The 26,864-nt window shown below is 71.0% G+C and carries 24 protein-coding genes; 11 read left to right on the top strand and 13 right to left on the bottom strand.

Annotated elements, in window-relative coordinates; translation table 11 throughout:
- Nucleotides 1–139: 139 nt before the first annotated feature.
- Nucleotides 140–1,144 carry a type I glyceraldehyde-3-phosphate dehydrogenase gene (gap, locus tag ASE35_RS11000; RefSeq protein ID WP_056179388.1) on the bottom strand — a complete coding sequence of 335 codons (1,005 nt, stop codon included), beginning with the start codon at nt 1,142–1,144 and terminating at the stop codon, nt 140–142.
- Between the two features lie 183 nt (nt 1,145–1,327).
- Here gap and ASE35_RS10995 point away from each other — a divergent pair, with 183 nt between their 5' ends.
- The 7 genes from ASE35_RS10995 to ASE35_RS10965 all read left to right on the top strand — a co-directional run bounded on the left by ASE35_RS10995 (nt 1,328) and on the right by ASE35_RS10965 (nt 6,577).
- A complete protein-coding gene (locus tag ASE35_RS10995) occupies nt 1,328–1,954 on the top strand; it encodes an OmpW family outer membrane protein (RefSeq protein WP_056179385.1) in 627 nt (208 codons plus the stop codon).
- Nucleotides 1,955–2,068: 114 nt separating this feature from the next.
- Complete coding sequence (locus tag ASE35_RS10990) at nt 2,069–2,863, top strand: S1/P1 nuclease (protein ID WP_057163847.1); 795 nt, start codon at nt 2,069–2,071, stop codon at nt 2,861–2,863.
- Between the two features lie 74 nt (nt 2,864–2,937).
- Nucleotides 2,938–3,801, top strand: coding sequence for an MBL fold metallo-hydrolase (locus tag ASE35_RS10985; protein ID WP_057160566.1), 864 nt, complete (start codon nt 2,938–2,940; stop codon nt 3,799–3,801).
- A 7-nt stretch (nt 3,802–3,808) separates the two neighbouring features.
- Nucleotides 3,809–4,330, top strand: coding sequence for a hypothetical protein (locus ASE35_RS10980; RefSeq protein ID WP_057163846.1), 522 nt, complete (start codon nt 3,809–3,811; stop codon nt 4,328–4,330).
- Between the two features lie 123 nt (nt 4,331–4,453).
- Entirely contained in the window at nt 4,454–5,236 is a 783-nt protein-coding gene (modA, locus tag ASE35_RS10975; protein WP_057163845.1) for a molybdate ABC transporter substrate-binding protein, read from the top strand.
- A gap of 13 nt (nt 5,237–5,249) precedes the next feature.
- Nucleotides 5,250–5,942 carry a molybdate ABC transporter permease subunit gene (gene modB / locus ASE35_RS10970; protein ID WP_057163844.1) on the top strand — a complete coding sequence of 231 codons (693 nt, stop codon included), beginning with the start codon at nt 5,250–5,252 and terminating at the stop codon, nt 5,940–5,942.
- A gap of 11 nt (nt 5,943–5,953) precedes the next feature.
- Nucleotides 5,954–6,577 carry an ATP-binding cassette domain-containing protein gene (locus ASE35_RS10965; RefSeq protein ID WP_157489443.1) on the top strand — a complete coding sequence of 208 codons (624 nt, stop codon included), beginning with the start codon at nt 5,954–5,956 and terminating at the stop codon, nt 6,575–6,577.
- 33 nt (nt 6,578–6,610) lie between these two features.
- On the opposite strand, the gene ASE35_RS10960 is transcribed toward ASE35_RS10965, so the two are convergent.
- Together ASE35_RS10960 and ASE35_RS10955 are read right to left on the bottom strand one after the other, a co-directional pair.
- Nucleotides 6,611–8,293, bottom strand: coding sequence for a TonB family protein (locus ASE35_RS10960; protein ID WP_057163842.1), 1,683 nt, complete (start codon nt 8,291–8,293; stop codon nt 6,611–6,613).
- A complete protein-coding gene (locus ASE35_RS10955; RefSeq protein WP_056179358.1) occupies nt 8,280–8,651 on the bottom strand; it encodes a BlaI/MecI/CopY family transcriptional regulator in 372 nt (123 codons plus the stop codon). The genes ASE35_RS10960 and ASE35_RS10955 overlap by 14 nt, the downstream gene beginning before the upstream one ends.
- A gap of 85 nt (nt 8,652–8,736) precedes the next feature.
- Here ASE35_RS10955 and ASE35_RS10950 point away from each other — a divergent pair, with 85 nt between their 5' ends.
- From ASE35_RS10950 to ASE35_RS10940, 3 genes are all read left to right on the top strand, one after another.
- Nucleotides 8,737–10,674 (top strand): acetyl-CoA hydrolase/transferase C-terminal domain-containing protein, encoded by a 1,938-nt coding sequence (locus tag ASE35_RS10950; protein WP_057163841.1) that lies wholly within the window; start codon nt 8,737–8,739, stop codon nt 10,672–10,674.
- A gap of 160 nt (nt 10,675–10,834) precedes the next feature.
- Entirely contained in the window at nt 10,835–11,527 is a 693-nt protein-coding gene (locus ASE35_RS10945) for a hypothetical protein (protein ID WP_056179352.1), read from the top strand.
- 172 nt (nt 11,528–11,699) lie between these two features.
- On the top strand, nt 11,700–12,809 hold the full coding sequence (locus ASE35_RS10940; RefSeq protein ID WP_157489414.1) for a hypothetical protein: 1,110 nt from the start codon (nt 11,700–11,702) through the stop codon (nt 12,807–12,809).
- Nucleotides 12,810–12,860: 51 nt separating this feature from the next.
- On the opposite strand, the gene ASE35_RS10935 is transcribed toward ASE35_RS10940, so the two are convergent.
- Nucleotides 12,861–13,199 carry a hypothetical protein gene (locus tag ASE35_RS10935; protein WP_056179347.1) on the bottom strand — a complete coding sequence of 113 codons (339 nt, stop codon included), beginning with the start codon at nt 13,197–13,199 and terminating at the stop codon, nt 12,861–12,863.
- Between the two features lie 303 nt (nt 13,200–13,502).
- Here ASE35_RS10935 and ASE35_RS10930 point away from each other — a divergent pair, with 303 nt between their 5' ends.
- Nucleotides 13,503–13,979 (top strand): hypothetical protein, encoded by a 477-nt coding sequence (locus ASE35_RS10930; protein WP_056179344.1) that lies wholly within the window; start codon nt 13,503–13,505, stop codon nt 13,977–13,979.
- Nucleotides 13,980–13,988: 9 nt separating this feature from the next.
- Here ASE35_RS10930 and ASE35_RS10925 read toward each other — a convergent pair whose 3' ends face one another.
- The 9 genes from ASE35_RS10925 to ASE35_RS10885 form a co-directional block, all read right to left on the bottom strand.
- Complete coding sequence (locus ASE35_RS10925; protein ID WP_157489413.1) at nt 13,989–16,073, bottom strand: tetratricopeptide repeat protein; 2,085 nt, start codon at nt 16,071–16,073, stop codon at nt 13,989–13,991.
- Between the two features lie 193 nt (nt 16,074–16,266).
- Entirely contained in the window at nt 16,267–18,267 is a 2,001-nt protein-coding gene (tkt, locus tag ASE35_RS10920) for a transketolase (protein WP_057160559.1), read from the bottom strand.
- Nucleotides 18,268–18,464: 197 nt separating this feature from the next.
- Entirely contained in the window at nt 18,465–19,796 is a 1,332-nt protein-coding gene (locus ASE35_RS10915) for a dicarboxylate/amino acid:cation symporter (protein ID WP_056179337.1), read from the bottom strand.
- A gap of 45 nt (nt 19,797–19,841) precedes the next feature.
- A complete protein-coding gene (locus tag ASE35_RS10910; RefSeq protein ID WP_057164029.1) occupies nt 19,842–21,548 on the bottom strand; it encodes a BatD family protein in 1,707 nt (568 codons plus the stop codon).
- 14 nt (nt 21,549–21,562) lie between these two features.
- Entirely contained in the window at nt 21,563–23,302 is a 1,740-nt protein-coding gene (locus ASE35_RS10905) for a VWA domain-containing protein (protein ID WP_057163839.1), read from the bottom strand.
- Nucleotides 23,299–24,315, bottom strand: a complete 1,017-nt coding sequence (locus tag ASE35_RS10900; RefSeq protein WP_057163838.1) for a VWA domain-containing protein — start codon at nt 24,313–24,315, stop codon at nt 23,299–23,301. Before ASE35_RS10900 ends, ASE35_RS10905 begins: the two co-directional genes overlap by 4 nt.
- A complete protein-coding gene (locus tag ASE35_RS10895; RefSeq protein WP_057163837.1) occupies nt 24,315–24,770 on the bottom strand; it encodes a DUF4381 domain-containing protein in 456 nt (151 codons plus the stop codon). The genes ASE35_RS10900 and ASE35_RS10895 overlap by 1 nt, the downstream gene beginning before the upstream one ends.
- Nucleotides 24,770–25,666, bottom strand: a complete 897-nt coding sequence (locus ASE35_RS10890; protein ID WP_057163836.1) for a DUF58 domain-containing protein — start codon at nt 25,664–25,666, stop codon at nt 24,770–24,772. Before ASE35_RS10890 ends, ASE35_RS10895 begins: the two co-directional genes overlap by 1 nt.
- Nucleotides 25,667–25,717: 51 nt before the next feature.
- On the bottom strand, nt 25,718–26,755 hold the full coding sequence (locus ASE35_RS10885; RefSeq protein ID WP_082576491.1) for a MoxR family ATPase: 1,038 nt from the start codon (nt 26,753–26,755) through the stop codon (nt 25,718–25,720).
- Nucleotides 26,756–26,864 lie beyond the last annotated feature (109 nt).

The raw sequence follows: 26,864 nt of genomic DNA, 5'->3' as shown, positions 1-26,864 counted from the left end.
AGAATCGATATCGATTCACAAAGGGCGCCCGCCCCCTTTTTCAAAGGGGGCGACGGGGAGCCGGCTAGAGATATCGCGCCCGCCCAAAAGAAAAGCCCCGCATGCGCGGGGCTCTTCGTATCGCAACAATCGCCGCGGCTTACTTGCCCGCGACCACCTTGACCATTTCCAGGCACTTGTTCGAGTAGCCCCACTCGTTGTCGTACCAGCTCACCAGCTTGACGAAGGTGCCGTCCAGGGCGATGCCGGCGTCGGCGTCGAAGATCGAGGTACGGGTGTCGCCGCGGAAATCGGTGGCGACCACCTTGTCCTCGGTGTAGCCCAGGATGCCCTTGAGCGCGCCTTCGCTCTGCGCCTTCATTTCGGCGCAGATCTCGGCGTAGGTGGCGTCCTGGTTGAGCTCGACGGTCAGGTCGACCACCGACACGTCCGAGGTCGGGACGCGGAAGGACATGCCGGTGAGCTTCTTGTTGAGTTCCGGAATGACCACGCCGACCGCCTTGGCCGCGCCGGTGCTGGACGGGATGATGTTCTCGAGGATGCCGCGGCCGCCGCGCCAGTCCTTGTTGGACGGGCCGTCGACGGTCTTCTGGGTGGCGGTGGCGGCGTGCACGGTGGTCATCAGGCCGCGCTTGATGCCCCACTTGTCGTTCAGCACCTTGGCCAGCGGAGCCAGGCAGTTGGTGGTGCACGAGGCGTTGGAGATGATGGCCTCGCCCTTGTAGGTCTTGTCGTTGACGCCGTAGACGAACATCGGCGTGTCGTCCTTGGACGGCGCCGACAGCACGACCTTCTTGGCGCCCGCGTCCAGGTGCTTCTGGGCGGTGGCCTTGTCGAGGAACAGGCCGGTGGACTCGATCACGACCTCGGCGCCGACCTCGTCCCACTTGAGGTTGGCCGGGTCGCGTTCCTGGGTCAGACGGATCTTCTGGCCGTTCACGATCAGGGTGTTGCCCTCGACCGCGATGTCGCCCTTGAAGCGGCCGTGGACCGAGTCGTACTGGAGCATGTAGGCCAGGTAGTCCGGCTCCAACAGGTCGTTGATCGCGACGATCTCGATCTCGCCGCCGAAATTCTGCACCGCCGAGCGCAGCACGTTGCGGCCGATGCGGCCGAAGCCGTTGATGCCTACCTTGATCGCCATTTCTTCAAGCTCCTGCGCCCGCACAGCGGTGGGATGGGAAACCCCTATTCTAGCAAGCCCAGGCCTGGGCCCGGTCCGGGAGCCCCGGGCGGGCGATATTGCAACGAAAGTCATGGTTCCCAAGCTGAACGTGCCACTAAAGTGCCATCTGATCCAAGCCGGATCACTCAGGGGACTCACGGAATGAACAAGCGTTCGCAGCGGGCCGCGCTCGCGGCCCTGGCCTTGGCCTGCCTGGCCCAACCCGCCCTGGCCCAGCAGGCCGGAACCTGGACCCTCGGGGTCGGCGCCCATCAGGTCTCGCCCAAATCCGACAACGGCACCGTCCTGGGCGGCACCGCGCAGTTGGAGATCGGCGACGACGCGCGCCCGACCATCACCTTCGAGTACTTCGTGCACGGCAACGTCGGCATCGAGGTCTTGGCCGCCATCCCGTTCGAGCACGACATCGACGTGGTCGGCGTCGGCCGGGTCGGCAGCACCAAGCACCTGCCGCCGACGGTGTCGGTGCAGTACCACTTCAACAGCCACGGCGTGGTCTCGCCCTTCGTCGGCGTCGGCCTCAACTACACCGCGTTCTTCAGCGAGGACACCCGCGGCGCACTGGCCGGCACCAAGCTCAAGCTCAAGGACTCCTGGGGCCCGGCCGCGCACGCCGGCCTGGACTTCCCGCTCGGCGATCGCGGCGCGATCCGCGTCGACGTGCGCTGGATGGACATCGACAGCGAGGTCCAGCTCAACGGCGTCAAGATCGGCACCGCCGAGATCGACCCGCTGACCTACGGCATCGCCTACGTCTGGACGTTCTGAGGCGCTCGCCCCGGCGCCGCGGTCGCGACGCCGGGGCGCGAAACGACAAGAGCGGCATCGTCCGCGCGCCGCGGCGCGGCGCGGGAACGCGGTTGCCTCTAGTAAAGTGACGGGATGATCCGCGCCCTCTTCATCGCCCTGCTGTTCCTGCTGCCGTTCGACGCCCTGGCCTGGGGCACGCTCGGCCATCGCCTGGTCGCGCTGCTGGCCCTGGGCGAGCTCGATCCGGCCGTGCGCCGCGACATCGACGCCCTGCTCGTCGGCGAACCCGATCCGACCTTGGCCGGGATCGCCAACTGGGCCGACGAGCTGCGCGCTCACGATCCCAACCTGGGCAAGCAAAGCGCGAAGTGGCACTACGTCAATCTGGGTGAAGAAAACTGCGCCTACGAGCCCGCGCGCGACTGCCCCATGGGCGGTTGCGTGATCGAGGCGATCCGCAAGCAGACCGAGATCCTGTCCGACCGCAAGCGCACGCGCGAGGAACGCTTGCAGGCGCTGAAGTTCGTGGTCCATTTCGTCGGCGACGTGCACCAGCCGCTGCACGCCGGCTATGCCCGCGACAAGGGCGGCAGCGACGTGCAGATCCAGTTCAACGGCCGCGGCAGCAATCTGCACCAGCTATGGGACAGCGGCATGCTCAACGCCGCCGGCCTGGACGAGAACGCCTGGCTGCTGCGCCTGCGCGCGCTGCCGTTGGCGGTGACGGTATCGGAGCCCGCGCTGCCGCCGGACTCGCCCGCCTGGGCGCAGGCCTCGTGCCGGATCGCCCTGCAGCCGGGCCTGTATCCGGCCAAGGCGACGGTCGACGAAAATTACGTGCAGACTTGGCGTCCCGAGGCCGAGGCGCAGTTACGCCGCGGCGGCAGCCATCTGGCCGCCGTGCTCAACGCCGCGCTGAAGCGCTGAGCGCAATACACCGCCGCGCGCCGAGCCCGGCGCGGGCGCACGAATCGCACGGACGCCCCAGCAAGAGGAATCCGATGTCCCCGCAGGTGCAGTCTTTCCATCATGCCGACACCGGGACCTGGAGCTACCTGGTGGTCGATCCCGCGACCGCGCAGGCCGCGATCGTCGATCCGGTGCTCGATTACGACGCCCGCTCCGGCCGCACCGGCGGCGCCTCCGCGCAAGCGATCCTGGACGCCGCCGAGGCCTGCGGCGCGCAGGTGCGCTGGCTGCTGGAAACGCATGCGCATGCCGACCACCTCAGCGCCGCGCATTGGCTGAAGCAGCGCCTGCCGCAGGCGCGCATCGCGATCGGCCGGCGCATCCGCGAGGTCCAGCGCACCTTCGTGCCGGTGCTGGGCCTGGACGCCAAGGTCGTGGCCGACGGCAGCCAGTTCGATCACCTGTTCGAGGACGACGAGGACTTCGCGATCGGCGAACTGCACGCGCGTACCCTCGCCGTGCCCGGCCACACCCTGGACAGCCTGGCCTACCTGATCGGCGACGCCGTGTTCGTGGGCGACTCGCTGTTCATGCCCGACAGCGGCACCGCCCGCTGCGATTTTCCCGGCGGCGACGCGGCCATGCTGTACGCCTCGATCCGCCACCTGTACGAACTGCCCGACGCCACCCGCGTGTTCGTCTGCCACGACTACGGCCCCGAAGGCCGCGCACCGCGCTGCGAGACCAGCATCGGCGAGCAGAAGCGCGCCAACATCCACCTGCGCGCCGATACCGCCGAAGCCGACTTCGTGCGCATGCGCGAGGCGCGCGACGCGACTCTGGCGGTGCCGGCGCTGATCCTGCCGGCGCTGCAGGTCAACCTGCGCGCGGGCGCCCTGCCCGAGGCAGAGGACAACGGCGTACGCTACCTCAAGATCCCGCTCAACCAGCTCTGAGGCCGTCATGCATCCGACCCGTACGCCGCTCGCGATGGCCTGTCTGTCACTGAGCCTGGGCTGGTGCCTGATCGCGGCCGCAGCGGAGCCCGAGAAGAGCGCGCATGCGCACGCCTCCGACCCGCCGCAGCGCATGGCGCCGATCGACGTGGCGCTGGATGCGGCGAAGATCGCCGGCCTGCCGCGCACGACCGCCACCGGCACCGCGCACGGCAAGACCCTGAGCTGCGAAGGCGTGTCGCTGGCCGCGCTGCTGCGCGCGTCCGGCGCGATGCCGGAGGAGCCGCTGCGCGGCGCGCAGTTGGCGAGGATGGTGGTGGTGTCGGCGCGCGACGGCTACCGCGTCGCGTATTCGCTGGCGGAACTCGACGCCAGCCTGGGCGCGCGCGAGGTGGTCCTGAGCGACCGCTGCGACGGCACCGCGCTCGACGCCGATGACGGCCCCTGGCGCCTGATCGCGCCGGGCGAATCGCGACCGGCGCGCTGGATCCGCCAGATCGAATCGATCCGGGTGATCGACGCGCCTTAGAGCGAGAAGTGAGCGTGGAGGAGTGAGGAGTGAGTAAGTGCAATGCTTGCTTACGCTCACTCCTCCACGCTCACCCCTCGCTTTTCGCGTTACCCTGCCGCCGTCGCCCATCGGAGCCCCGCCATGCTGCTGTCGCGTCGCCGCTGGCTCATCGCGTTCTGCGCGCTGGCCCTGTCCTGGTCCGCCCTCGCCGCGCCACCCAAGCCCGAGCCGATCACGGTGTTCGCCGCGGCCAGCCTGAAGGAATCGCTGGACGAAGCCGCGGTCGCCTACGAGGCCCAGACCGGGCAACCGCTGCGGGTGTCCTACGCCGCCAGTTCGGCGCTGGCGCGCCAGATCGAGCAAGGCGCGCCCGCCGACGTGTTCCTGTCCGCCGACCTGGACTGGATGGACTACCTGCAGCAGCGCAAGCTCATCGACGAATCCAGCCGGCGCAATCTGCTGGGCAATACGCTGGTGCTGATCGCGCCGCAGACCAGTACCGCTCGGCCGCTGAGCTTGAAGCCCGGCGTCGATCTGCGCCCCTTGCTGGGCGAGGGCCGTCTGGCCCTGGCGCTGACCGCAAGCGTGCCGGCCGGCAAGTACGCGCGCGCCGCGTTCGAATCGCTGGGCGCATGGACACAGTTGCAGCCCAAGGTCGCCGAAGCCGAGAACGTGCGCGCGGCCCTGATGCTGGTCGCGCGCGGCGAGGCGCCTCTGGGTGTGGTCTACGCCAGCGATGCGCGCGCCGAACCCAAGGTGCGCGTGCTCGCGACCTTCCCGGCCTCGACCCATCCCGCCATCGTCTATCCGGTCGCGCGCCTGCGCGCGAGCAAACACCCTCAGGCGGCCGGGTTCGTGCGCTGGCTGAAAACGGCGCCCGCGGCGACCCTGTTCCGCCGCCACGGCTTCAGCGTGCTGAAGTAAACGCGGGCCGCGCATGTTCAATTTCAGCCCGGCCGAGCTGACCGCGATCGCGCTCAGCCTCAAGGTCGCCAGCGTGGCGGTGTTGTGCAGCCTGCCGCTGGGCGTGGCGATGGGCTGGTTGCTCGCGCGCAAGCGCTTCCCAGGCAAGCTGCTGTTCGACGCGATGCTGTACCTGCCGCTGGTGCTGCCACCGGTGGTCACCGGCTACGTGCTGCTGATCCTGTTCGGCAATCAGGGGCCGATCGGCCGCTTCCTGTCCGACAGCTTCGGCGTGAGCTTCGCGTTCCGCTGGACCGGCGCCGCGCTGGCCTGCGCGATCATGGGCTTTCCGCTGATGGTGCGCGCGATCCGGCTGTCGATCGAAGCCGTGGACCAGCGCCTGGAGCACGCCGCGGCCACCCTGGGCGCGAATCCGTGGCGGGTGTTCTTCGGCATGACCCTGCCGCTGGCCCTGCCCGGCGTGATCGCCGGCGCGGTGCTGGCCTTCGCCAAGGCGCTGGGCGAGTTCGGCGCCACCATCACCTTCGTGTCGAACATCCCCGGCGAGACCCAGACCCTGTCCTCGGCGATCTACGGCATGTTGCAGGTGCCCGGCGCCGAATCGGGGCTGTGGCGGCTGACCGTGGTCGCGGTGGCGATCTCGTTCGGCGCGGTGCTGTTGTCGGAATGGCTGGTGCAGCGCCAGCGCCGCGAGCGCGGCGCATGAGCGAGTCGCCGCTGCATGTGCTCGACTTCACCCTGCGGCGCGGCGCGTTCGAGCGCAGCGTGAGCATCCGCAGCCGGCAGCGCGTGATCGCCCTGGTCGGCGATTCCGGCGCCGGCAAGACCTCGCTGCTGCATGCCATCGCCGGCCTGCTGCGGCCGCAGCGCGGTCGCATCGAGATCGGCGGGCGCTGCCTGTTCGATGCCCAAGCCGGCATCGACCTGCCCGCGCATCGGCGCCGGATCGGCTACGTGTTCCAGGACGCGCGGCTGTTCCCGCATCTGGACGTGCGCCGCAACCTGCTCTACGGCCTGCGCGGCGAGGCGCGCGCAGCGCCGCGGTTCCAGTTGGAGGCGATCGTCGAACTGCTGGGCATAGGCGCGCTGCTGGCGCGCTCCACCGCAGGCTTGTCCGGCGGCGAGATGCAGCGCGTGGCCCTGGGCCGCGCGCTGCTGTCGCAACCGCAGATCCTGCTGCTGGACGAGCCGCTGTCGATGCTGGACATGAGCCGCCGCGACGAATTGCTGCCCTATCTGCAGCGCGTGCGCGACGAGGTGGCCTTGCCGATGATCTACGTCAGTCACTACCCCGACGAAGTGCGGCGCATCGCCGACGAGGTTCATATCGTCGGCGGCTAAGCCGCTTCGATGCGCGCCGCTACGCGGCCGCGATCATTCGTCCGTGACCTGGATCGGATCCAGGGCGACCGTCGCCGCGTCGAACGGCGCCGCAGCGGTCGGACCGGACGTGGCGGCGAAATCGACCGGCACCTGCACCCACGACGCCACCGGTTGGCCATTCTGGGTCGCAGGCTGGAAGCGCCACTTGCGCGCGGCCTCGACGGTGCTGGCATCGAGCTCGGCATCGCCCGAACTTTGCGCCAACCGCACCTGCTGTGCGCCGCCGTCGCTGCCGACCTGGATCTCCAACAGCACCCGCCCGTTGACCTTGCGGCCCTTCGGGTACGGCGGCGGCGACAGTGCGCCGTAGGCCGCGGCGGTCATATCCACCGTTTGTGCGTAAGGGTTGGGGACCGGCTTCGGCGCGGGCTTGGACACGGCCCGCGGTTCGGCCGCCGGTCGCGGCTGGACCACGGGCCGCGCATCCGCCGCGGCGCTCACCGTCACCGTCATGTCGATGCCTTGCAGCACTTCGGCGTTGCTAGATCCGCGCACGCTGCCAATGCTGATACGCGCCGGTTCCCCGTTGCGCATCGTCAAACGCGGTTGTCCGAGCGGCTTGCCGTCGCGTTGCAGCGAGGCCACCAGCAGCGACCGCCCTTCGCCCAGCGGCGATACCCGGCCATGCAGCGACCACGTCGAACCGCCGTCGTCGCCGCTCACGCCGAAGGATTCGCCGTAGCGTTCGAGCACACGGAAAGTGCTGGGGTCGCCGCCGTCCAGGCTGACCTCGAACTTCAGCAGGGCATAGCCATCGGGCAACGCGGCCGCGGCGGCCGGGGCGCGTTGCGGCTGCGCCGACCATGCGGCCGCGCCGGTGGCTGCGGCCAGCAGCGCCACCAGGGCGCCGCCCGCGATCCAGCGCTTCGACGATACGTTCGCATGCTTCAGCATTTCGATTCTCTCCTTGAGCGGATGGCTGTGGCCCCAGTGGCAGCCCAGCGGCACGGGGCGCGAGGCCAGTTGGGTTTTGAGCATGGCCTCGCCATAGGCGCGACGCGCCTGCGGATGTCGGCGGATCACGCGTTGATCGCAGGACAGTTCCTGGTCGTGGCGGTAGTGGCGCACGGCGTAGTGCAGCAGCGGGTTGAACCAGTAGACGCAGCGCAGCAGCGCGACCAGGGCGTTGAGCGCCAGGTCGCCGCGCGCGATGTGCTCGCGCTCGTGGGCACGCATCAGCGCCTGCTGTTCGACGCTGTAGCGCCGCTCGAAGTCCTCGGGCACGACGATGATCGGCCGCAGCACACCGATCGCGGCCGGCAGGCCGGCCACCGCGTCGGCCTGGCGCGATCCATCGGCGCGCGCGCGCAACACGCCCAGCGCGCGCACGAAGCGACGCTGTTGCCAGGCCAGGGCGAGCAAGGCCAGCAACGCGCCCGCCAGCCAGACCAGCACGACCGCGGCGGCCGGCGCGATGGCGGACGCCTGCGGCGCGGCCACCGTCAACGGGGCCTGGACCATGGCCTGCACCGGCAAGGCCAGCGGCAGGCGTGCGGGCGCGGCCGGCAACAGCACGGCCACTACCGCCACCGGCACCAACGCCCACAGCGCGTACGCGGCGGCCGCGCCGAAGCCGCGCCGCAGCGGGCGCCGCAACAGCAGCACCACGGCGATCGCGAAGCTGCTCGCCAGCGCGGTTTCCAACAGCACGGCGGCGATATCAACGCTGCTCATCGTCGAGCTCCTCCAGCAGTTTGCGCAGTTCGGCGATGTCCTTGCGGCTGAGCTTGCGCTGCTCGCTGAAGTGCGCGACCAATGGCGCGACCCGACCGTCGAACAAGCGCTGCAGCAGGCCCTGGCTCTCCTCCAGCACCCAGTCCTCGCGCTTGAGCACGGGCGCGTAGAGATAGCGCCGGCCCTGCTTCTCGGCGCGCACCGCCCCCTTGTTCAAGAGCCGGTTGAGCAGGGTCTTGATGGTTGCCTCCTGCCAATCCTGGCGCTGGGCCAGGGCCGCGACCACGTCCTCGGCGGCGAGCGGATGCTCGCGCCAGAGCACGTCCATCACCACCGATTCGGCTTCGCTGATCTGCATCGTTTACATCCGTAATTTTTCTTGAGATTACACCCGTAATCGAAGTTGTCAAGCCAGCCACCGCGGCGATGCGATACTCCTGGCCATGACCGCCCCCGCCCATTACGAACGCCTCGACGACGCCGTCGATTTCCTCTACACCCGCATCCAGGGCCCGCTGCACCTGGGCGCGCCCCTGGGCCTGGGCAAGCCGCACCGGCTGTTGAACGCGATCTACGCGCGCGCCGAAGCCGACCCTTCGCGGCCGCTGCATCTGTACACCGCGCTGTCGCTGGATCCGCCCGGCGCCGGCCAAGGCCTGGAGGGCCGCTTCATCGGGCCGTTCGCGAGCCGCCATTTCGGCGACGACTTCCCGCGCCTGCGCTATGTGAGCGCGCTCAAGCGCGACGCCCTGCCCGCGCACATCGAGATCGAAGAGTTCTATCTGCAGTCCGGCGCGCTGCTGCATTCGCCGCCGGCGCAGCAGCGCTACGCCAGCCTCAACTACACCCATGTCGCACGCGCGCTGGCCGACCGCGGCGTCAACGCGATCGTGCAGAAGGTCGCGCGCCGCGACGGCGATACGCGCCTGTCGCTGTCGTGCAACACCGACCTGACCCAGGACGCGGTGGATGCGATCGTCGCGCGCGGCCTGCCGCGGCCGCTGCTGATCGCCGAGGTCGATCCGGAACTGCCCTGGCTGGGCGGCAGCGCCACCGTCGCCGAGGACTATTTCGACGTGGTACTGACCCCGCCCGGCCCGCACCCCAAGCTGTTCGGCTTGCCGCGCCAGCCGGTCACCGACGCCGACTACGCGATCGGCTTCTACGCCAGCACCCTGGTGCGCGACGGCGGCACCCTGCAGATCGGCATCGGCGCGCTCGCCGACGCGCTCTGCCACGCGCTGGCGCTGCGCCACGCCGACAACGCCGGCTACCGGCGCGTGCTGGCCGCGCTGGATCCGGCGCTGGCCGCGCGCGCGGATCTGGCCCCGTTCGCCGAGGGCCTGTACGGCTGCAGCGAGATGATCAACGAGGGCTTCCGTCGCCTGGTCGAGGTCGGGGTGATCCGGCGCAAGGTGGTCGACGACGAAGCGCTGATGCGGCGCCTCGCCGACGGCAGCGCCGACGACGCCGACCGTGCCGCGCTGGAACGCGACGGCGAATATCTGCACGGCGGCTTCTATCTGGGCTCGCCGGAGTTCTACGACTGGCTGCGCCGACTGCCCGACGAGCAGCGCCGCGGCATCGGCATGCGCCGGATCAGCGAGGTCAACGAGCTCTACGGCGGCCACGAGGCGCTGGAGCGCCTGCAACGCCGCGACGCGCGCTTCTTCAATACCTGCATGATGGCGACCGCGCTGGGCGCGGCGGTGTCCGACGGGCTGGCCGACGGCCGGGTGGTGTCGGGCGTGGGTGGGCAGTACAACTTCGTCGCCATGGCGCACGCGCTGCCCGATGCGCGCTCGGTGCTGATGCTGCGCGCGAGCCGCGAGGCCGGCGGCCAGGCCAGCTCGAATATCGTCTGGAACTACGGCCACACCACCATCCCGCGCCACCTGCGCGATATCTACATCAGCGAGTACGGCATCGCCGACCTGCGCGGCCGCGCCGACGAGGACTGCGTGCTGGCCATGGCCGCGATCGCCGACGCGCGTTACCGCGGCGGCCTGCTCGACACCGCGCGCCGCGAGGGCAAGCTGCGCGCCGATTACGCCATCGCCGCGCCGGCGCGGCACAATACGCCCGAGCACCTGCGCGCGGCGCTGGCGCCGCTGCGCCGCGACGGCTTGCTGCCCGACTATCCGCTGGGCAGCGATTTCAGCGCGGTCGAACAGCGCCTGGTGCGTGCGTTGGGCTGGCTCAAAACCGCCACCGCCAGCCGCGGCGGCAAGCTGGCCACGATCGCGCGCGCCCTGACCGGCGCGCGCAGCGACGACGCCGAGGCGCTGGCGCGCATGGACCTGGCCGCACCCTCGGGCCTGGGCGAACGCCTGCTGGCGCGACTACTGGCGCTGGGATTGCACGAAACGCGCGCGCCCTGAGCGATCGCCGGGCGCGGCAGCGAAAGCATGCCGGCGCCGGTCGTGGCGGGCGCGGTCCGGGTCGGGTTCGCGATCGCGGCTGCCGCCGCTCGCACAGGAAGCGGGGGCGGACGCCGCATATACTTCGGTCACTGACCGGGTTTCAGGGAGCGCCTCGCGGATGTCGTCGGATAACGTCTACAAGCATTTCTACCGCACCATGCGCCTGGGCGCGGCCGAGCTCAGCGACGACGGCGGGCCGTTCGGCTTCGACATCACCACCGCGCTGGAGTTCGACTATCTGATCGAGCGCTATCAGTGCGACGCGATCATCGAGACCGGCTCCAACGTCGGCGACACCACCGAGTACCTCGCGCGCGCCTACCCGCACCTCAACATCGTCACCTGCGACGTGGTCGACCGTTATGTCGAGCTGGTCAAGCGCCGGGTCGGCTTCATGCCGCATACGCACGTGGAGAAGCTGGACTCGCCGGAGCTGATCGCCAAGTTCCGCGACCAGTTCCGCTGCCCGCTGTATTACCTGGATGCGCATTGGTACGACGCCTGGCCCTTGGAGCGCGAGCTGTCGCTGATCGACAACGGCGTGGTCTGCGTCGACGACTTCAACATCGGCCATCCGCGCTTCGGCTTCGACAGCTACGACGGCGTCGAGTGCGGGCCGCAGATGCTCAGCCGCTTCATCGACAAGATCCCGGCCTACTACACCAACAACCCCGATGCCCAGCACGAACTGCCCTGCCTGCAGCCCGGGCGGCGCGGCGGCAAGGCCTATTTCGGGATCGGCCAGCAGCACGACCATCTGCGCCACCACCGCTACTTCAAGCGCTACGACACGCCGCCTCCGTCGGCCTGAGGCGACAGCCCGGGCGGCGCCGTCCACGCCGCCCGGGATCACGCTCGCGTTCATCCGGCGCGCGCGATCATGATCGGGTCGGTCGCCGAAACTCGGCGCCGGCCGCACGGTCCAATCCCGTGCCGACCGGCGCGCGGGCGTCGGCCGCAACCGTAACCAGGACGAGCAAGGCATGTCGAAGAGGTGGTTGTTCGCGTCGGGTCTGCTGGCACTGAGCCTGTTGGCCGCGGCCTGCCAGCGGCCGGCGAGCGGCGACGATGCGACGGCCCGGGCCGAGGCGGTCACCATCGGCGACCAGTCCGGCGACCGCTCCGCGGCCCCCGCCGACGACCAGGCGCCGGTCAAGGCCGACGCGCTCAAAGGCACCTACTGGCCGCCGGCCAAGCTGGATTCCGGCGAGGCCTCGATCAGCTGCGAATACGACTACGCCCAGCACGGCGACGGCGAAGCGCTGACCTCGCTGGAGTTCTTCAGCCTGGTCGACGCGCTGCGCGCCTGCCAGCCGCAGGGCATGGTGCGGGTGCGCTACCGCGGCAAGATCGGCGCCGGCTTCACCGCCCTGGTCCAGCGCGTGGCGGCGATGGCCGACCGCATGGAAATCCCCACCCGCATCCTCGACCTGGATTCGACCGGCGGCCACGTCGAGGAAGCGATCCGCGCCGGCGACTCGATCGCCGAATCGCGCTGGGCGATCTGGATCCGCGAGGATTCGCAATGCCACAGCGCCTGCGTGCTGGTGCTGGCCGCGGGCGACACCCGTTCGATCTCGGGCAAGGTCGGCATCCACCGCCTGATCCGCGACCGCTCCACCGCCACCTCGCGCGCCGAACTCAGCGCCGAGCTCAAGGCCATCAACACCCAGGTACGCGATTATCTGGAGCGCAACGGCGTGGCCACCGCGGTCGCCGATCAGATGATGACGGTCGCCAACCGCGACCTGCGCATCCTCAGCGAGGCCGAGCTCAAGGAGTACGGCCTGGCCGGCACCAACGCGGCCCAGGACGATCTCGACCGGATCCGGGTCGGGCGCAAATGCGGCGAGGATTTCATGCGCCGCCGCGATGCGTTCCGGCGCGATTTCGACAAGCAGTGCATGCAGGTCGGCCAGGCCTTCCAGGCCATGGCCGAATGCGGGCTGGCGCTGCGCCAGCGCTACGGTTTCCCCGACGCGCGCTGCGCGCAGGACAGCCCCATGTCCGAGTACGACAGGTATCCGGGCCGCCTCGAGACCGACGAGCCGCCGACACGCGTCACCGTGCGCGGCGAACGACCCGCCGGCTGATCGCGGCCGCGGGGACGGCGCGCGATCCCCCGAGACGACTCCCCAAAACGATTACAGCTGCGAGCAGTCGGTCCAGCCGGCCACGCCGCCGACGGCGTTCATTTCCGCGATCAGAGCGCTGTGGCAGCTCTGGTACGAGTTGCCGAAGACCTCGTGCCCGGTGCGGAAGGTGGTGCCGATCTCGCCGATGTGTTCGATGCCGTCGCCCCACACGCTGTACTGGGTGTAGTAGCTGCCGCGCCAGGTGCCGGTGGCCGGGCCGACCGGATCGTCGCGGTCGTGGATGACCCGGCCCGGCACGCCGTTGGCGGCGCCGGCGGGAACGGAGGCGAGGCTGGCGCCGATCAGCACGGTGGTCATCAGGGCCAGGTTGAACAGCTTGAGCTTCATAGCGATCTCCAGGTGGGACCGCCGTGGCGACGGCGGTATTGGACGGTTGCGGGTCCCGGGGCCGGCCTTGCGATCGCGTGATCGACGGCCGACCGGGTCCGATCACGCTAGGAGCGGCGCCGCCCGGCGGCCAGTGCGCGCACGGGACCAAATCGGACCGCGGCGGGAACGAATCGCGCCGATGCTTCGAAGAATCAATCGCTTGGCGCGGATTCGTACCCCGTTTGTGCCCCCGAAACCGTTGGAGCCGCGACCGCGCCGGCGCCTACACTGAGCGGGCCATCCACCTACCGTGACCGAGCCATGACGCGCCATCGCCTGCTCTGCCTGCTCAGCCTCAGCCTGCTGTTCGCCACCGGCGCCCACGCCCACGACCCTCTGGCCAAGAACAAGAAGTGGTGCCTGGACCCGAACACCGCACCCCAGATCGTCAGCACCTTCAGCATCACGCCGGCGGCGTTGTCGCAGTACCGCACCGAGCACGCGCCGCTGCTGGGCACGGCCGGCGCGACCTACTGCGTGCCGGAAAAGACCTGCGGCATCGTCGACGAGTGGTATTGGGCCAACGAGGCGGCGCACGACCAGTGCTCGGCGCTGGGCGTCAAATCGACCGACCCCGCGGCGCAGGCGGTGCCGTTCGTGCAGGGGCCCGTCGATTTCAGCCCCGACAACGGCGACCACCACGACCTCTACCGTTTCAAGGACGGCAACCTGCAGGGCGTATGCGTGGTCTGCGTCGACAACCGGGTCGAGGCTGCACCGCTGTTGCCCGATCGCTGAGGCCGCGCCTCAGACCAGCGCGCGGCGCCGGGTATAGGCCAGCGCCGCGTCGACCCGGCGCTGCAGGTCCTCGCGCTCCTGGGCCGTCATCGTGCAGTGGCTGAGCACGTAGTAGGCCGAGCGCAGCACGTCGCGCCAACGCGGTCGCCGCGGCAGCCGCGCCAGGCTGAGATATCGCTCCATCGCCCGCACCCGCAGACGGCCGTCGTCGACGGTCACCCGCCAGATGCGGCTGCGTTCGGCCAGCTCCAATCGGCTGCTGCCGGTGCTGCGCTCCCAGCTCTCGACCACCGCCAGCATCAGTTCGACCAGGGCGCGCCGGAAGTCCTCGCGCAGGTGCGCGTCGTGGGCGGAGTCGTCGCTGTTGGCCGTCGCTTCGGACAAGCCCGTCATCGCGACCGCGCCGGCGACGTCCTCGCGGAGTCCCAGCACGATCAGACCGTCGCCGCGCAGCCAGGGCGTGAGCCGCGCCTGCAGGCGGATCGCGCCATCGCGACGCGCGCAGGCCAGGGTCTGTTCGCTGGCGTCCTCCATGCCCTCCAGCGCCGCGGCCCACGCTTCGCGATCGGCCTCGCCGAGGTAGTCGCCCAGGGCCTGGCCCACCGGCGAGGCGGCGTCGGCATCGAGCAGTTCGCAGGCGGCGCGATTGGCGGCCAGCACCTGGCCCTCGGCGTCGATCAGGCAGACCGCGTCCTGGCGGCTGTCCAGCAGGGCCTGCAGCAGGCTGCGGTCTTCGGCCAGAGCCTCGGTCTCGCGCCGGTAACGCGCCAGCGCCTCCTCTTCCCGCACCTCGCGCTCGGCGTCGAGCAGGCGCGCGCGCTGACGCCGGCGCATCCACAGCAGGCCCACCGCCAGCGCCGCGGCCAAGCTCGCCGCCAGGGTCAGCCATAGCAGCAAGGTGCGCTGGCGCAGCTCGCCGCGGCGCAAGCGGTTCTCGCTCTCCAGCCCGGCGATGGTGCGGTCGCGTTCGGCGGTTTCGAAACGCGTGCGCAGCCAGCCCAGTTGGCGATCCTGTTGCGCGCGGCTGAGCATGCGTTCCTGTTCGTGGGCGCCGCGCAGGGTCGCGATCGCGGCGGCGCGGTCGCCCGCGGCCTCCTGCGCCAGCGACAGTTCCTCGAGCAGCGCGATGCGTTCCACGCCGCCTTCCGGCAGCGCCGCGATCGCCGCGCGCAGGCGTTCGGCGGCCGCATCGGCGCGCCCTTCCAGGCGTTCGCTGCGCGCGATCTGCAATTGCAGGCTGGCCGGCAGACCGAGCTTGTGCTCGCTCGCGATCGCGAACGCGGCCTGGCGCCACTGCCGCGCCTGGGCGAGGTCGGCGCGCGACAAGGCGGTGCGCATCAGGCCGGCGTAGACGCGCAACTCGTAGGCGCGGTTGCCGGCTTCGCGGTAGGTCTGCAAGGCCTCCTGCAGCCAGCGCTGCGCCTGCGCCGCGTCGCCGCGGTCCAGGCTGAGCTCGCTCAGGCTTTCCAGCACGTGGCCGGCTTCGACGCGGTTGTTCTGGGCGCGGAACGCGACCAGCGCCTCGCGGTAATGCCGGGTCGCCTCGTCGGAATCGTCGAGCTCGCGGTAGACGTCGGCGATGTTGTTGAGCACCGCGCCGCCGACTTCGCCCTGGGCGCGTTGCATCCGCAGGCTGGCGGTGAGCGTGCGCAGGGCGCCGCGGAAATCGCCGAGCCGGCGCAGCGCGCTGCCGACGTTCTTGAGATCGCGCGCGATCGCGTCACGATCCTCGTGCGCGGTCGAGAGTTTGAGCGCGCATTCGAAACGGCTCAGGGCTTCGGGAATCAGTTCGCGCCGATACGCGAGGATGCCGCGCTGGCGCACCAGTTCGTAGTGCAAGGACCAGTCGGCATCGCGGCCCAGGGTCGCCTCCGCGCAATCCAGGGCCTGCCCGGCCTCATCGAAACGCCCGCCGCCGATGCGCTCGCGCGCCTGCGCGAGCAAGGCTTCGGCGGTGGATGCCGCGGTCGGCGCCGCCGCGGTGGCGGGCAGGCCGAGCCGGCGTGGGCAGGTGGCCGGATCCGGCAGCGGACGCGGCGTCGGCGCGGCATCGCACAGCACCCGCGGCGGCGCGGCGGACGCGCCGCCGATCACGATCAGGAACAGCGCGGCGCAAGCCGCGGCCAGCGCGAGAGGCCGACGCCGCGCGGGCGGCGAGCACCGTCTACGGGCCGGCGCGACGATCAACCGTCGCGCCCTTGCGCGGCGGCGGCTCGCGCGGCTCGCGCTGCGCGAGCCGCGTTCGACAGTTTCGGTGCCGGCGGCCTCATCGGCGCGGCCCCTGGGCTCAGACCAGCGCCTTCGCCGCCGCGACCACGCGCTCGACCGTGAAGCCGAAGTGCGGGAACAGCGCCTCGGCCGGCGCCGACGCGCCGAAGCTGTCGATGCCGATCACGGCGCCGTCCAGGCCGACGTACTTACGCCAGAAATCGCTCACGCCGGCTTCGATCGCCACGCGCTTGCGCACCGCGTTGGGCAGCACGGATTCGCGGTAGGCGGCGTCCTGGCGATCGAACACGTCGCTGGACGGCATCGACACCACGCGCACCTTGGTGCCTTCGGCGCTCAGCGCGTCGGCGGCCTGGGTGGCCAGGCCGACCTCGGAACCGGTGGCGATCAGGATCAGCTCGGGCGCGCCCTCGCTGTCGCGCAGCACGTAGCCGCCGCGCGCGATTTGCTTGAGCTGTTCGTCGCTGCGCGGCTGATGGGTGAGGTTCTGGCGCGAGAAGATCAGGCAGCTCGGGCCGTCCTTGCGCTCGATGGCGGCGCGCCAGGAGGTCGCCGATTCGACCGCGTCGCAGGGACGCCAGACGTCGTTGTGCGGGATGTAGCGCAGGCTGGCCAGATGCTCGATCGGCTGATGGGTGGGGCCGTCCTCGCCCAGGCCGATCGAATCGTGGGTGTAGACGTGGATCGCGTGCGCGCCCATCAGCGCGCTCATGCGCACGGCGTTGCGCGCGTAGTCGCTGAACACCAGGAAGGTGGCGTCGTAGGGAATGAAACCGCCGTGCAGGCTGAGGCCGTTGCTGATCGCGGTCATCGCGAACTCGCGCACGCCGAAGTAGATGTAGTTGGCGTTCGGATCGTCGCTGGCGACCGACTTGCTGCCCTTCCACAAGGTCAGGTTGGAGTGGGCGAGGTCGGCCGAGCCGCCGATCAGTTCCGGCAGCAGCGGCGCGAAGGTCTCGATCGCCATCTGCGAGGCCTTGCGCGAGGCGATGGTCTGGCCGTCGGCCTGCAGCTTGGCGATGTAGGCGTCGGCATCGGCGGCGAAGGTCTGCGGCAGTTCGGCGTGCGAGCGGCGTACCAGCTCGGCCGACTCGTTCGGGTACTGCGCGGCGTAGGCGTCGAACAGACGGTTCCACTGGTCCTCGCGTACCTGGCCGGTGCTGCGCGCGCGCCAGCCGTCGTAGATCGGCTCGGGAATCTCGAACGCCGGATGCGGCCAGTGCAGGGCCTCGCGGGTGGCGACCACTTCGTCCTTGCCCAGCGGCGCGCCATGCGAGGACTCCTTGCCCGCCTTGGCCGGCGAACCGAAACCGATGGTGGTGCGGCAGCAGATCAGGGTCGGCTTGTCGGTCTTGGCCATCGCGGTGTCGATGGCGGTCTTGATCTCGACCGGATCGTGGCCGTCGACGTTGCGGATCACGCGCCAGCCGTAGGCCTCGAAGCGGGCCGGGGTGTCGTCGGTGAACCAGCCGTCGGTGTTGCCGTCGATCGAGATCTTGTTGTCGTCCCAGAACGCGACCAGCTTGCCCAGGCCCCAGGTGCCGGCCAGCGACGCGGCCTCGTGCGAGATGCCTTCCATCAGGCAGCCGTCGCCCATGAACACCCAGGTGCGGTGATCGACCACGGCCAGCTCGGGACGGTTGAAGCGCTGTGCGAGCAGCTTCTCGGCCAACGCCATGCCGACGGCGTTGGCGAAGCCTTGGCCGAGCGGGCCGGTGGTGGTTTCCACGCCCGGGGTCATGAAGTTCTCGGGGTGGCCCGGGGTCTTGGACTCGAGCTGACGGAAGCGCTTGAGCTCTTCGATCGACAGGTCGTAGCCGGCCAGGTGCAGCAGCGCGTACTGCAGCATCGAACCGTGGCCGTTGGAGAGGATGAAGCGGTCGCGGTTGAACCACTTCGGATTGTTCGGGTTGTGGTTGAGGTAATCGTTCCAGAGCACTTCGGCGATGTCGGCCATGCCCATCGGCATGCCCGGATGACCGGAGTTGGCGGCCTGCACCGCGTCGATGGCGAGGAATCGGATGGCGTTGGCGAGGTCGCGGCGGCTGGGCGTCGTCATGGCGTCGGGCACGGGGTCTTCTGGAGGCGGGAGGCGCCCGCGCGAGCGGCTGGACCAGCCGGGCGGACCGGCCATTGTCCCATCCGCGCGCCGCCCTGTCGCGCCGGATCGGCGCGGGCCGGGCCCGAAAACGGCAAAGCCCGCCGTAGCGGGCTTTGCGCATCCTGGCTGGACGCCGCCGGACGGCGGCGCCGGGCTCAGGCGACGGTTTCGGGCGCTTCCGGCGCCTCGTCGGCGAGTTCGCCGCTGCGATTGGCCACCACCACCGCGGTCGCCAGATCGCCGGTGACGTTGAGGGCGGTGCGGCACATGTCGAGGAAGCGGTCGACGCCGAGGATGATGCCCACGCCCTCGGGCGGGATGCCGAGCACGCCGCAGATCATCGCGATCACCGGCAGCGAGCCGGCCGGGACGCCGGCGGTGCCGATGCCGCCGAGCAGGCACAGGCCCAGCACCATGATCTGGTGGACCAGGGTCAGCTCGATCTGGAAGGCCTGGGCCAGGAACAGCACCGTGATGCCCTCGAACAGCGCGGTGCCGTGGTGATTGGCCGAGGCGCCCACGGTCAGCACGAAGCGCGAGACCTTGCGCGGCAGGTGCAGGTTCTGCTCGGCCACGCGCAGGGTGATCGGCAGGGTGCCGGTCGAGGACGCGGTCGCGAACGCGGTCAGCAGAGCTTCCTCGCTGCCGCGGAAGAACGCGCGCGGGCTCATGCCACCGGCGAACTTCACCCACAGCGGCAGCACGATGAACATGTGCACCGCGATCGCCAGGATCACGGTCAGGGCGAACTTGCCCAGCACCAGCAGCAGCTCCCAGCCGAACTGCGCGCACAGGGCGAACATCAGGCAGGCCACCGCGTACGGCGCCAGCTTGATGATCATGCCGATCAAGCGCATGCAGATCTCGAACAGGCCCTGCAGCGCGGTCTTGAAGGCCTTGGTGGCCGGCGTCGGCGTCATCACCAGGCCGATGCCGATCATCAGGGCGAAGAACATCACGCCCAGCTTCTGCTTGTCGTCGACCGCGGCGGCGACCACGTTCTTGGGCACGATGCCCAGCAGCAGCTTCATGAAATCCATCTGCTGACCGGTGGCGGCGATCTCGCCGGCCTTTTGCGCGCCCTGGGCCATGGCCTGGTCGAGCATGGCGCGGTCCAGGCCGTGGCCGGGTCCGATCAGATTCACCATCAGCAAGCCGATCGCCACCGCGATCAGGGTCACCACCGCGGTGTAGAGCAAGGTGCGCCAGCCGAGCCGGCCGAGGCTGGCGACGTCGCCCAGTTCGGCCACGCCCAGCACCAGCGCCGAGAACATCAGCGGCAACACCAGCATGAACAGCAGCGCCAGGAAGATCTGGCCGATCGGCTGCGCAACGTAAGCGACCAGTCCCAACACCAACGGCGAGCCCGGCGCGACGAAGTGCGCGACCAGGCCGATCACGGCGCCCAGGACGAAACCGATCAACACCTTGATGTGCAGGGGGATGCCCTTGGACGGCGTGGCGTCAGGCAGGCTGGCGTGGCTCATGCGGTACTCCCGGGTGCGTCAGCCGGAAAGAGTACACCAGCCCGGTCACCGTCCCGGCGGGTACAGCGGCGGCAAGGGCGAGGCCAACAGCGCGGGGGCGGCACGCCAACGCGGGCCGGATGCGAACGCGGCGCGCAGCTGCGCGCGCGCGGCCAGGCCGTCGCCGCCGACCCAACGCGCGCGCTGCATGGCCTGCAAGGCCGCGCGCTGGGCAGGATCGTCCAGGCGCTGGATCAGTTCGTCGACATCGACCGCCGGCGGCTGCGCGAGCGCGCACAGCGCGGCCGCGACCTCGCCGAAATCGCCGCTGTCCAGGACCTGCTTGAGCGAGCCGCGTCGGCCCGAGCCAGGTATCGGCTGCGCGGCACCCTCCCCCGTGGCCGCGGACAAGGCCGCCGCGCCGGTGCGCGCCGGCGCCGGATGCGCGCGCAACTGCAGCGCCCAGACCAGGGTCGCCAGCCACAGCGCCGCGAACACCAGCGCCGCCAGCGCCCACCAGCGCGCGGCCGGATCCTGGGCGATCGCCGCGATCGGCGAAGCGGTCGAAGCGGATTTGGCATCGGCGCCGGCCGGCGCCGGCAACGGCGCCGGGGTCGAACCGTCGGCGGCCGCGATCTTCCAGCTCAGTGCCGGCAGCTGCGTCGTGCGCGCGCTGCCGCTGCCCACGTCCCACCAAGCCAGGCGCAGCCCGTCCAGACGCGCATCGCCGGTGCGCGTGGGCACCAATGAGAACTTGCGCGTGAGCTTGACCCGCGGCCGGCCGTTGACGAAGTTCTCGTCCGACTGCAGCGGCTCGGCGAACACCTGCACGCCGTCGATCGGCGGCAGCTGCAGCTCCGGCAGTTGCGCGGCGGTGGCGCCGTCGGCGCTGACCTCGACGGTCAGGGTGGCGGCGCTGCCCGCGCGCAGGTCCTGCGGCGCGGATTGGTAGCGCAGTTGCAGATCGCGCAAGGGCAGCCAGGGCTGCGGCGCGTTGGCCGGCATCGCCCGCACCTGCAGGCGCTTGGCGGCGGCGGCGGTGCGCAGGCTGTCGCCGTTGCTGCCGAACATGTCCTCGAAGAAGCTGGGCGCGCCGCGGCCCTCGAAGCGCGCGCCCGGCACCGTCACTTCGCCGCTGCGTTCGGGCACCAGCAGGTAGCGGCGCTCGACCACGTTGTAGCGGCGCCCGCCGAGCTCGCGCGAATACTGGGCATCGTCGCCGACGCGCTGGAACGAGGCCCCTTCCGGCGCCGGCTGATCGAGCTGGCCGGCCACGATCGGCACCGCCGAGTACAGCCGCACCACCCAGCCCACCGCCTGCTGCACATAGGGGTCGGCGTCGTCGGCCTCGCTCTCGATGAAGACATCGTCGCCCGCGCGCGCCGGCGCGCGCGCGGCCACCGGCGCGACCACCAGGGTCAGCGCCGAAGTGCGCTCGCCGCCCACGCTCAGCGCGGGCACGGTCAGGCGCCCGTCGCGGCGCGGGCGCAGCGCCACGCCGTACAGCGAGCGGGTCACGAATTGGCCGTTGCTGCGCTCGAAGGAACGCCGGCTGGTGTTGTTGCTGACTTCGAAGTCCTTGGCCAGCGGCGCGTAATCCGGGCCGGCGCCGCTGAGCGAGGTGGTCTCGATATTGAGCGTGACCGTCTCGCCGGCGTTCATGCTGTCGCGATCCAGCCAGGCGCGCGGCTGCGCGATCGCGCCGAAACTGACGGCGCACAGCAGCAGCCACAGCGCGAACGCGGCGGCGGTGCGGACGTGGGCGGATGGCATGCGCGGCATCGCGGTCAATCTCCTTGCTCGCCCAGGACCTGGCGGCGTTCGTGCTCGATACGGAACTTCTCGCGCAGCAGCCCGCCCGGATCGTCGGGCACGCGCTTGAGCCAGGCTTCGTTGGCGACGCGGATCTCGCGCTGCTGCGGCGTTTCCTTGCCGCGCGCGCGCGCCTGCGCCGGCTGCTCGCCGCGCGGCTGTTGCTGCAGCGCGCGCTGCATGCGCTCGCGCTGGGCACGGTCGGCCTGCTCCTGGGCCTTGGCCGCGGCGGCCGGGTCCTGCTCGGGTTTGGAGGCGGACTCGTCGCGCTCGGGTTTCTGCTGGCCCGGCGCCGGCTTCTGCTGTTTCTGCTGGCCCTGCTGCGGATCCTGCTGCGGCTGCTGGGGCTGGCCCTTGCCGCCCTGCGAGGACTGGTTCTGCTTGGACTTGTCCTGCGGCGGCGGCTTGCGCTTCATCGCCGCCTCGACCGCACGCTTGTTGGCCAGGGCGTCGGGCATGCCCGGCTGCAGGCGCAAGGCGCGATCGTAGGCCGCGATCGCCTGCGGGTACTGCCCGGCCTTGGCCAGCGCGTTGCCGAGGTTGTAGTGCGCGTCGGCCGTGTCGGAACCGCGGAACAACTGCGCCGCGCCCGGGTAGTCGCCGCCGCGGTAGGCGCGGCTGCCTTCCTGCATGCGCTTGTGCTCGATCTGATCGGGGCGCTGCCACAGCTCTGCCGCGCGCGCCGGTTGCAGCGGCCACCATGCGCACAGCAGCAGCACCGCCAGCGCGCCGCCACGGCGACGGAACGCGAACAGCGCGAGCAGCAGCAGCGGCGGCAACAGCCAATAGCCTTCGTCCTGCCAGATCCGACCTTTCTCGCCCTTGGCCGCGGTCGCGTCGGTGGGCTTGGGCTTGAGCACGCCCAGCGCCTGCAGATCCTCGTCGCCGCCGACCACGGCCGCATAGGCGCCGCCGCCGGCCGCGGCCAGATCGCGCAGCGAACCGGGATCGAGTTTGACCCCGACGATGCTGCCATCGCCGCGCCGGATCGCCGCGCCGGCGACGCTGCCCAGGCCGAGCGCGGATACGCGATAGCCCTCGCCCGCCGCCTCCGCCGCGGCCGCGCGCGTGCGCGCATCGCTGTGGTCGCTGAGCAGCAGGATGTCGCCGCGCTCGAAGCCGGCGCGACGCAGCAGGCGCGCCGACCAGGCGATCGCGCGATCGCCGCGCTGGCCGTCGACGGGCATCACATCGGGATTGAGCGCGTCCAGGAACAGCGCCACGTTGGCGACGTCGTCGGTCAGCGGAGCCACGGTGTAGGCGTCGCCGGCATAGACGACCAGGCCGACCTGACCGCCGTCGCGCTCGCGCAGCAGAGTCGCGATCTTGGCGCGCGCCTGGGCCAGGCGCGAAGGCGGCAGATCGGCGGCGAGCGCCGCGCTGGACAGGTCCAACGCGATCACCAGCGGTGCCCGGCTTTGCCATAGCGCCTGTTCGGTCTGGCGCCAACTCGGGCCGGCCAGCGCGAGCACGGCCAGCACGCCGGCGAGCATCGCCAGCCACACGCCGTAGCGCGTGCGGCGGTCCTGCCCGGACTCGAGCAGGTGCGGCAACAGATGCGGATCGACCGCATCGCGCCAGGCGTTGGCGCGGCGTCGGCGCGCGCGCCACCACAACGCCAGCAGCGGCAGCGCCAGCAAGGCCCACAGCCAGTGCGGGCGCAGCAGATGCAAGTGCGAGAACGCGCTCGCCAAGCCGCTCAACCAGTCGCTCATGCGCGTCGCCTCCCCTGCAGCGCGAACGCCAGCAGCGCCAGCGCGAACGCGCCCGCGAGCGGCCAGGCGTAACGCTCGATGCGCGGACGCACGGCCTGGCCGGGACGCTGGATCGGCTCCAGGCGATCGATCTCGGCGTAGATGCCGGCCAGCTCGGCGGTGTCGCGGGCGCGGAAGAAGCGGCCGCCGGTCTGCTTGGCGACCGCGCGCAAGGTGGTCTCGTCGATGTCGTCGCCCGCGCCCGGCATCGGCAGCTTGATGCCGAACAGGGACAGGGCGCCGTCGCCGCCGAAGGCGATGGTGTGCACGCGCACCTGATCGGCCGAGGCGAGTTCGGCGGCCTTCTTGGGTTCGATCGCGCCGGCGGTGTTGACGCCGTCGGTGAGCAGGATCAGCACGCGCTGCTCGGCCGGCTGCGTGCGCAGGCGCTTGACCGCCAGCGCGATCGCATCGCCGATCGCGGTCTCCTGGCCGGCCAGGCCGACCACGCTGTCGGCGAGTTGGTCGCGCACGGTCGCCCGGTCCAGGGTCAGCGGCGCCAAGGCATAGGCGCGCCGGCCGAACACCAGCAGACCGACGCGGTCGCCGACGCGTCGGTCGAGGAAATCCGACAGCACGGCCTTGGCCGCGGTCAGGCGGTCCACCGGTTGCCCGCCCAGTTCCATGTCCGGCTCGCGCATGCTGCCCGACAGGTCCAGCGCCAGCATCAGGTCGCGTCCCACTTGCGGCGGTTGCACGGCGTCGCCGAGTTGTTGCGGGCGCGCGGCGGCTATGCACAGCAGGACCCACGCCGCCCACATCAGCCAGCCTGGGCCGCGCCCGCGCAGGCCGTGGCCGCCGACCGCGGCGACCGCATCCAGGCGCTCGCCGAACGGCACCTTCAAGGCCGCCGAGCCATCGCGCGCCGCCGGCAGCCACCAGCGCGCCAGCAACGGCAGCGGCAAGGCGAGCAGCCACCACGGCCACGCGAACACATCGCGCGCATCGCTCAGGGCGCGCATCAGCGCGTCCATCAGCGCACGCCCATCAGTTCGAGGAAACGCGCGCGTACCGGCTCGCGCAGCGCTTCCACATGCAGGGGATCGACGTCGCGGCGGAAACCGCCGTCCAGCAGCAGCCGGCCCGCGGCCTCGACGAATTGCGGCGACTTCGCGCCGCGGTCGAGGAAAGCCAGCCAGTCCTCGCCCTGCAGACGATCGGCCGCGCCGTCGCGCCGGCGCGCGGCCCGGCGCAGCAGTTCCGACATCGCCGCGACCTGCGCCGCCGGCGAGGCCGCGGCCGCGATCGCGTCGTCGAACAAACGCTCGGCCGTGCGCCGCTTGCGCTGGCGGCGCGCGCGCAGGAACCACACCGCAGCGGCGATCAGCGCCACCGCGACGAACACCATCCACCAGCCCGGCGCCGGCGGCCACCACGAGGGCGTCGCGCTGTCGTGCACATCGCGCAGCAGCAGGGTCGGATCGGCCATCACGCCACCAGCGGCCGCGCCCGGCCCAGCAAAGGCAACCAGGACTCGCTGGGCGCGTCGGTGGACAAGGCCTGCGCGCGCACGCCGCGCAGCGGCAGGCTTTCCAGCGCCGCCGCGACCGGCGCAACGAACTCCTGGGCCCAGCGCTGGCGTTGCGCGGGCACGGCCAGATCCAGTTGGATCCGGCGCTCGCCGCTGCGGAAAGCCAAGGCCGACGACGGCGGCGCGTGTTCCAACGGATCGGTCAGCAGCAGCACGATCACTTCGTGGTGCTGGGCCAGCGCCGGCCAGCGCCGCTCCGGCACCAGCGCCAGGCTGCGCGGATCGGCCAGTACCACCAGGCGCGACCCCGGCCGCAGCAGGCGTTCGGCGTGATCCAGCGCGACCGCGAGCCCGGCGTCGTCCTCGGGCGGACGCGCGTACCAGCGCACCAGCGCGTCCAGCGCGCGCAAGGCGCCGCGCGGCCCTGAGGCTGGCGGCACCGGCGCCTCGCGCAGACTGCCGCGCAAAGCCGCGATACGGTCGCCGTCGCGCGCCGCGGCCCAGGCGGCGATCGCCCCCGCGCGCGCGGCCTGCACCGACTTGAAGCGCACGCGGGTGCCGAAGTACAGCGCCGGCGCGGTGTCGGCGACGATCAGGCTCAGGCGTTCGCGCTCGGCCTGGAACAGTTTGGTATGGGCGCGCCCGGTGCGCGCGGTCAGGCGCCAATCGATATGGCGGGCGTCGTCGCCGTTGGAATACTCGCGCGACTCGGCGTACTCCATGCCGCGCCCGCGCAGGGGCGACAGCGCATGCCCGCTCACGCCGTGGCGGCCCAGGCGCGCGTTGCGGCGGCCGCCGACGGCGGCGCGCAAGGCGACCAGCTCGGCCAGGCTGGGGACGATGCCGTCGCTCATGCGTCGCCCCGCAGGGCTCGATCGCGAATCACGAACGCGCGCTCCCGACCATCAGGGCAGCGGCACGCGCTGCAGCAGCTCGGCGACCAGACGATCGCCGTCCCAGCCTTCGGCGGTGGCCTCGTAGCTGGGCAGGATGCGATGGCGCAGGACCTCGGGCGCGATCGCGCGCACGTCGTCCGGGGTTACGTAGTCGCGGCCGGCCAGCCAGGCGTGCGCGCGTGCGCAGCGCTCCAGCGCGATCGAGCCGCGCGGGCTCGCGCCCCAGGCGATCCGGCGCGCGAGCGCGCCGTCGTAGCGCGCGGCGTCGCGCGAGGCCAGCACCAGTTCGATCAGATAACGCTCCACCGCCGGCGCCACGTGCAGCGACAGCACCGCCGCGCGCGCCGCGAACACGTCGGTCAGCGGCATCCGGTTTTCGATCGGCGCCGTCGCCCGCAGCGAATCGCGCGCGCGCTCGCGCGCCAGGCGCAGGATCTCGGCTTCCGCCGCGGCTTCCGGGTAGCCGATGCGCACGTGCATCAGGAAGCGGTCGAGCTGGGCTTCGGGCAGGGGAAAGGTGCCTTCCTGCTCGATCGGATTCTGGGTCGCCATCACCAGGAACAGCGAGGGCAGCGCGTAGGTCGCGCGCCCGACCGTGACCTGGCGCTCGCCCATCGCCTCCAGCAAGGCCGATTGGACCTTGGCCGGGGCGCGGTTGATCTCGTCGGCGAGCAGAATGGGATGGAAGATCGGCCCGGGCTGAAATTCGAAGCGGCCGTCCTGCGGGCGCCAGACCTCGGTGCCGGTGAGATCGGCCGGCAGCAGGTCGGGGGTGAACTGGACACGCGCGAAGTCGGCTTCCAGGCGCGCCGCCAGCGCGCGCACCGCGCTGGTCTTGGCCAGACCGGGCGCGCCCTCGACCAGCAGATGGCCGTCGGCGAGCAGGGCGATCAGCAGGCGTTCGATCAACGCCGCCTGGCCGACGATCTCGGCCGCGAGCGCCTCGCGCAGGCCGCGGAAGGCGTCGTGCAGACGCGCCAACTCGGCGTCGGGGAGGACGGGCGTACGGTCCGGCGCAGGGCCGGCGAGGCTTTCGGGGGTATCCATCGAGGGTCCGACGCGGGGCGAGGTCCGATTTTGACCGAACTTGGCGGCCCGGGTTCACCCAACCGATGGCACGTTCAGTTCCCGGCCGTCCGCCCGGCTCCATAAACGC

The organism is Lysobacter sp. Root916, assembly GCF_001429785.1.
Classification (GTDB): Bacteria; Pseudomonadota; Gammaproteobacteria; order Xanthomonadales; family Xanthomonadaceae; genus Lysobacter.
Note: the sequence above shows the minus strand (reverse complement) of the source record. Positions and strands in the feature narration are given on the sequence as shown.